The sequence below is a fragment of the Ruegeria sp. AD11(2025) genome (genome assembly GCF_056542405.1).
On record NZ_JBQFZU010000003.1, the window covers coordinates 314,429 to 321,157 of the forward strand.

General features: G+C 58.1%; 6 protein-coding genes and 1 tRNA gene. 3 read left to right on the plus strand and 4 right to left on the minus strand.

The features are described 5' to 3' along the window. Positions 1 to 24 precede the first annotated feature (24 nt). Genes ACR1XY_RS05050 through ACR1XY_RS05060 form a run of 3 tightly spaced genes read right to left on the minus strand, consistent with a single transcriptional unit; the run spans position 25 to position 4,276 of the window. Positions 25 to 1,437 carry an FAD-binding oxidoreductase gene (locus ACR1XY_RS05050; RefSeq protein WP_480590518.1) on the minus strand — a complete coding sequence of 471 codons (1,413 nt, stop codon included), beginning with the start codon at positions 1,435 to 1,437 and terminating at the stop codon, positions 25 to 27. 12 nt (positions 1,438 to 1,449) lie between these two features. Further along, a complete protein-coding gene (gene ggt, locus ACR1XY_RS05055) occupies positions 1,450 to 3,243 on the minus strand; it encodes a gamma-glutamyltransferase (protein ID WP_480590521.1) in 1,794 nt (597 codons plus the stop codon). A gap of 46 nt (positions 3,244 to 3,289) precedes the next feature. Then, complete coding sequence (locus ACR1XY_RS05060) at positions 3,290 to 4,276, minus strand: 2-hydroxyacid dehydrogenase (RefSeq protein ID WP_480590524.1); 987 nt, start codon at positions 4,274 to 4,276, stop codon at positions 3,290 to 3,292. Between the two features lie 170 nt (positions 4,277 to 4,446). Between ACR1XY_RS05060 and ACR1XY_RS05065 the strand changes: the two genes are divergently transcribed. Continuing rightward, positions 4,447 to 4,935: an SH3 domain-containing protein gene (locus tag ACR1XY_RS05065; protein WP_480590549.1), complete on the plus strand. Its 489-nt coding sequence runs from the start codon at positions 4,447 to 4,449 to the stop codon at positions 4,933 to 4,935. A gap of 38 nt (positions 4,936 to 4,973) precedes the next feature. Here ACR1XY_RS05065 and ACR1XY_RS05070 read toward each other — a convergent pair whose 3' ends face one another. Beyond that, on the minus strand, positions 4,974 to 5,477 hold the full coding sequence (locus ACR1XY_RS05070) for a ferritin (protein WP_480590527.1): 504 nt from the start codon (positions 5,475 to 5,477) through the stop codon (positions 4,974 to 4,976). Between the two features lie 417 nt (positions 5,478 to 5,894). Here ACR1XY_RS05070 and ACR1XY_RS05075 point away from each other — a divergent pair. Both ACR1XY_RS05075 and ACR1XY_RS05080 read left to right on the plus strand, forming a co-directional pair. After that, positions 5,895 to 5,969, plus strand: a tRNA-Gln gene (locus tag ACR1XY_RS05075). 147 nt (positions 5,970 to 6,116) lie between these two features. Then, entirely contained in the window at positions 6,117 to 6,647 is a 531-nt protein-coding gene (locus ACR1XY_RS05080) for a tyrosine-type recombinase/integrase (protein ID WP_480590530.1), read from the plus strand. Positions 6,648 to 6,729 lie beyond the last annotated feature (82 nt).

Sequence of the window (6,729 nt, forward strand, 5' to 3'; positions counted from 1 at the left end):
GTAGCGCCGGAAAACTAGTGCGTATCAACACTCTGTGGACAGCAAAATTTTACCCGGATTCATGATATTATCCGGATCCAGCGCCATTTTTATCGCCGCCATATAGGTGACCGCCGGGCCCAGTTCCTTAACCAGGTAGGGCCGTTTACCCTGTCCAATTCCATGTTCACCTGTACAAGTCCCCTCCATCGAGATCGCCAGATCGTTCAGCCAGCCGACAAAACAGTCGGCCTTGGCGACCTCGTCCGCGTTCTCCATGTCTATCAGCAGCAGAGTGTGAAAGTTCCCGTCTCCCACATGCCCGACAATCGGAGCCAGCAAGCCAAGATCCTGCGCCTTTTGTTGCGCGGCGGCAACGCACTCCGCCAAACGCGAGATGGGAACGCAGACATCGGTGGAAATGCCCCGCGCACCGGGGCGCAGTTGCAAGCTTGCCCAGTACATGTCGTGCCGCGCCTGCCACAGCTTGTTGCGTTCTTCGGTGGTCGAAGTCGCGGCGAAATCCGCACCACCGAACTCCTCGGCGATCTGACCAAATGTCTCGGCCTGCTCAACCGCACCGGCATCGGACCCGTGGAATTCCAGCAGCAACAGCGGCGTTTCCGGCAGGTCCAGCCCGGAATAGGCGTTGGCAGCCTTGACCGACAGCTCATCCAGCAGCTCAATCCGCGCCACGGGCACGCCGTATTGGATCGTCATCATCACCGCCTGACAGGCGGCATCGACCGTTGGAAAAGAACAGCGAGCTGAGGTGATCGCCTCGGGGATGCCCTGCAGGCGCAGAGTCAGCTCGGTGATGATACCCAGCGTGCCCTCGGCCCCGACCAGAAGACGCGTCAGATCGTAGCCGGCCGACGATTTCTTGGCCCGGTGCCCGGTACGGATGATCTGCCCGTCCGGCATCACCGCTTCCAGACTGAGGATGTTGTCCTTCATCGTGCCATAGCGCACCGCATTGGTACCCGAGGCCCGCGTCGCCGCCATCCCGCCCAGTGAGGCATTGGCACCGGGATCGATGGGAAAGAATAGGCCCTGATCGCGTAGATGGGTGTTCAGGTCCTCGCGCGTGACACCGGGCTGAACAACGCAATCCAGATCGCCCGCATGGACGGCCAGCACCTTGTTCATCTGGGTCAGGTCCACCGAGATACCACCGGCCGGGGCGTTCACATGCCCCTCCAGCGATGTACCGGTCCCAAAGGGGATCACCGGCACCTTGTGCAGGGCGCAGGTCTTAACGATTTCGGACACTTCCTCGGTTGTGTGAGGGTACACCACCGCGTCCGGAGACTGGTTTTCGATCCATGTGGTCGTGTGACCGTGCTGTTCGCGGATCGCCTGACCGGTTTGCAGACGATCACCGAATTTCTGCTTCAGGATGCCGACAGCTGTTTCAATCCCGGCCTCGTTTCGGGGCAACGTTACTGCCTGCACCATGAACAACCTCTCTTATTCGCCCAGCGCGATGCCTTCGCGGCGCGGGTCGGCGCCACCTATCAGAACATCTCCGATTTCAATTGCGTGCAGGCCCGATGTCAGGTCGCGCGGGTTGACCTCGAACCCCAACTCGATCAGCGCATCGGCATAGCCTTCGGCGGCTGTGCCCTGTTCCACATCATAGGTACCAAAGCGGTTGACCAGATGCGGTAGTGACAGCGCCTGTTGCACATCCATATCCCAATCGGCCCAGGCGATGATCGACTTGGCCACGTAGCCAATGATCCGGCTGCCACCGGGCGAACCAATCGCCAGAACCGGTGCACCGTCCTGCATCACGATAGTCGGGCTCATGGACGAACGTGGACGCTTGCCCGGTTCCAGCCGGTTGGCAATCGGGACACCATCGCTGTGGGTCTTGAACGAGAAATCGGTCAGTTCGTTGTTCAAGAGGAACCCGTTGGTCATCAGCCGCGAGCCGAACCCGTTCTCGATCGTCGTGGTCATCGACAGCACGTTGCCATACTGATCGACGATCGAAATGTGCGAGGTCGAGGGCAGTTCCAGCGACACGTCGTCCGCCCAGTTCGACGCGTGGTCGAATTCAGGATTGCCCGGCGCAACCTCGGGCAGCGCCCCCTCACCGTTCAGCAATGTTCCGCGTTCAGAGAGGTAGTCGGGATGGACCAGGCCCTTTGTCGGCATCGGGACATAATCGTGATCAGCCATGTAACGCCCGCGATCGGCAAAGGCCAAACGCGAGGCGTCGCCAATCAGGCGCCATGTATGTACGTCCTCCGGCCCCATCGCCGCCAGATCATACCCTTCAAGCATTCCCAGTATCTGACCGACCGTCAACGCACCCGACGAGGGCGGACCCATGCCGCAGACCTCATAGGCGCGATAGGTGGCGCAGACGGGCTCGCGCTCGATCACCTGATACAACGCCAGATCAACACCGGATAAAACCCCGGGGTTACCCGGTGCATTGCGAATGGTGCTGACAATCCCTGCCGCGATCTCACCACCATAAAACCCGGCAGAACCTTCGCTGGCCAGAACCCGCAGCGTTTTCGCATAGTCCGGGTTCATCAACCGTTGGCCCTGTTGCAAGGGCTCTCCGCCCGGCAGGAAATACTCAGCCGTTGCAGGAAAACGCGACAGGCGCTCGGCGTCCGCTTCGACCAACGTGGCCAGGCGTGGAGATACAAGGAACCCCTCAGCGGCCAGTGTTATGCCATCCTGAAAGAGGCTGGGCCACGGGCTTCGCCCCCAACGCCGGTGCGCCTCTTCCAACAAAGCGGGCGTACCCGGCGTGCCAACCGAAAGACCGCCAACCACGGCGTCGTAGAATTTCAGTGGATCGCCGTTTTCGTCATGAAACAGACGGTGGTTTGCCTCAAGCGGAGCCGTTTCCCGCCCGTCCAGCGTGGTCAGTTTGCCGGTTGCTGCGTCATACCAGACCAGAAAAGCCCCGCCGCCAAGACCCGAGGATTGCGGCTCAACCAACCCCAGCACAACCTGCACGGCAACCATCGCATCAGCGGCAGACCCACCGGCCCGCAGCACCTTGGCCCCGGCTTCAACAGCCAGAGGGTTCGCGGCGGCAACCATCCAGTTCTGCGACGTTACCGGCTGACCAGCCATCTTGGCCTCAAGCGCGGCGATGACCTCGTCCGTCAGGCCCTGAACCTGCCCGTCAGAGGCCGCCTCGGGGGCCACTGCATCCGCTGTCTCTTGCGCAAAAGACGCGCTGCTCAGTATCAACGCCGTCAAAAACAATCCCGAAATCAGATTTCGTTTCATCGTATCCTCCTGAAAATCCGTTTGTCGTCCCTGCGGCGCAAACGCGTTACAACATGGAAGGCACAACCTGATCCGGTGGGCGGTGCCCGTCTTCGAAGGTCTTGATATTGATGATGACCTTCTCACCCATCTCAATCCGCCCTTCCAGCGTGGCCGATCCCATATGAGGCAGCAGGACGACGTTCGGCAATTGTCGCAGGCGCGGGTTCACTTGCGTACCATGTTCATAAACGTCCAGCCCGGCTCCGGCGATCTCACCCGAGCGAACCTGACGGGTCAGCGCGTTTTCATCAATCACCTCGCCCCGCGACGTGTTCACGATGACGGCCGATGGTTTCAACAGCTTCAACCGCCGCGCGTTCATCAGGTGAAAGGTCGACGGAGTGGACGGACAATGGATGGAGATCACATCCATTCGCGCCACCATCTGGTCGAGGCTTTCCCAATATGTCGCCTCAAGCTCCTGTTCGACCTCGGGGCGCAAGCGACGACGGTTGTGATAATGCACCTGCATCCCGAATGCCGAGGCGCGGCGGGCCACCGCCTGACCGATCCGCCCCATGCCCAGAATACCAAGGCGGCGCCCGCCGATGCGGCCACCCAGAAACGCGGTCGGGGCCCAGCCCGACCAGTCGCCTTTCTGCATGACCGTCAACCCCTCGGGAATCCGTCGGGTCACCGACAGGATCAGCGCCATGGTCATGTCTGCGGTATCATCAGTCAGCACGCCCGGCGTGTTCGACACCAGAATGCCCCGCTGCCGGGCTGTGGCCACATCGATATTGTCGACCCCGGCTCCATAATTGGCGATCAGGCGCAGCTTTTCACCCGCCTGACCCAGCAACCCGCCATCGATGGTATCCGTCACCGTGGGCACTAAGACATCCGCACTTTGCACCGCTGCGACCAGCTCTTCCCGCGTCATGGGCGTGTCATCGTCGCGCAACTGCACATCGAACAACTCGCTCAGCCTGGTTTCCACCGCCTCGGGCAACCGTCGCGTAACGACAACACTCAGACGTTCTCTTGGCACTTTCGCCCTCCCATCGCTTTGCAAATCTTCGCGCGCCATGGCATCGTGGCGCAGGATAAGGCGGGGCACAAGAACCCCAATGCATTGAGACGACCTTTTTTCGAAACCCGATCAACAGGCACAAGAGCAGACAGTCAGTGAGTGGTTTTCTACCAGTAAAACACCGCCTTCTGGTGGTCACGTCCGCATTTCTGGTTGTGCTGAGCACTCTGACCGCCAGCGCACAGGACAAACGTGGCCCTGTCACCAACCTGCCCCTGCCGCGATATGTTTCGATGAAGGCCGCCGAGGGCAACGTCCGCCGAGGCCCCTCGCTGACGCATCGAATCGACTGGGTATTCAAACGCCGCGGAATGCCGTTGCAGATTACGGCCGAATACGGCAACTGGCGCAGGGTACAGGACCGTGACGGCGCTGGTGGTTGGGTTCACTATGCCCTGCTGTCTGGCATGCGTACCGTGCTAATCGAATCCGAGTTGCTACCCGTTCACACCAGCCCTGACTCCAATTCTCAGGTCAGCGCGAAATTCGAATCTGGCGTAGTAGCGCGCCTCGGCAGTTGCAGTCTAGACTGGTGCCACGTCTCTGCTGGTGGCTATCGCGGTTGGACACAGAAGTCGAACCTCTGGGGCGTCGATCCATCCGAGATTCGCGAATAGCGGGGCGATATGCCCGCCCCGCCTGAACAATACGACTGCTATGCGGTCTCGGCAGTGCGCGTGCCCATTTCCTTATCCAACAACAGCAGATTCCAGCGATCCCCGTTGGCCGCTTTGGTCTGGTCGAGGATTTTGCCGAACAGATCCTCTTCCTCGTTCTGTTCCGCCAGGAACCAGTTCAGCATGTTCTGAGTGCTGTATTCCTTGACCTCATGCGCCAGCTCAAACAGCGCGTTGATCTGCCCGGTCACCGTTACCTCATTTGCAAGGGCGTGTTCCAGCGCCTCGACAGGCGAGACGTATTCGGTTTTTGGTTTGGCGATCCCATCAATTTCGATTCTTCCGCCACGCTGGGCCAAAAAGTCGAAGATGCGCATGGCATGCCCGCTCTCTTCAACCGAGTGCCCACGAAACCACTGCGCAAATCCGGGCAGGTCCTCGGATTCGAAATAAGCGGCCATGGCGAGATACGTGTAGGAAGCGTGAAGTTCATTGTTGATCTGACGATTCAACGCTTCTGCGACATTCGGGTTTAACTTCATCTTCATCTCCTGTGTCACGGTTTGCCGGGGCAAACATACAGATATTTTCTCCAGCGAACCGGCGCAACCAGCACCACATGATTTTTTAGATATATTTCAATATTTTACCGGGATGATTTGCAAGTGAAAGGCACTTGCAATACCCACGGGTTTCTGCGCCCCAATTCAGTCGCCCACTAAGCTACTGGCAATCGACAAAAACAAACGGTTGATGCAGCGCCCTTCCCAGCCAAGGCCTTGCGCAGTTTCGACCGCTCTTGCCCATGGAACACCTTATCGCTCAACTGGCTGATCGACATAAAATCCGAACCTGAGCCATCAGGAACGCGGGCCAAATAAATTTTGCTCAAAGCCGAAGTTTTTCGTTCAAAGCCTCTTGAACCCTCCGAACAACAATCGTAGATAGCCGCTCACCGTTGGGGTGTAGCCAAGTGGTAAGGCAGCGGTTTTTGGTACCGTGTATCGTAGGTTCGAATCCTACCACCCCAGCCACAAAACTTCTTTAAAATCAGATACTTATAAGCACTCAAGATGTAAGTTATACTTACCTTGATTTCTGCCCCACACCTCCCCCACAGATAGTGCATGGTCGCGGTTCCGGCCGGCTGCGTCCCCCAAAAAACAACGGGAGACAACGACATGCGCAACAAAAGCGTTCGTATAAGTGACAGAATCATTGGCGATTCCAGACGGTACAGAGTGCGTTGGTACTGTGATTGGAGTGAAAATTATAAGGAGGAGACTTTCAAGTCGCTGGCTGAAGCGAAGCAACGCAAACGAGAAATCGATGCCATGAACGCTTCTCAAGTCGGACCGGGCATGCGGGAGATGAAGTTCTCTCAGCTCGCCGAACAATATATGGAAGCCTCAAAGCGCGGCAGGGATGGAAAAATGCCGCTCGAGTACTCCACATTAAAGGGCTACCAACATTATCTGGACGAACACATACTCCCGTACATCGGGAATGTACGTTTGAACGAGCTGACCAGAGACAAGATGAGCATGTTCATGGGGCAGCTCACCGAGAAGTTCACCTCCCGACAAACCGCCAAGCACGCATTTGACCTTTCCAAGTCGATCTTGAATTGGGCTGTGGCTAGGGACCTCATCGTCAAAAGCCCAGCCTACAAGCTAGGCTCAGGACCCATTGATTTCCGTATAGCGGCGTGATTCACGGTTCGAAAACGAGCGGTGAACATGTCTGATCTTTTCTGGCTTACAGACGCGCAGATGGCGCGTTTAGAGCCTTTCT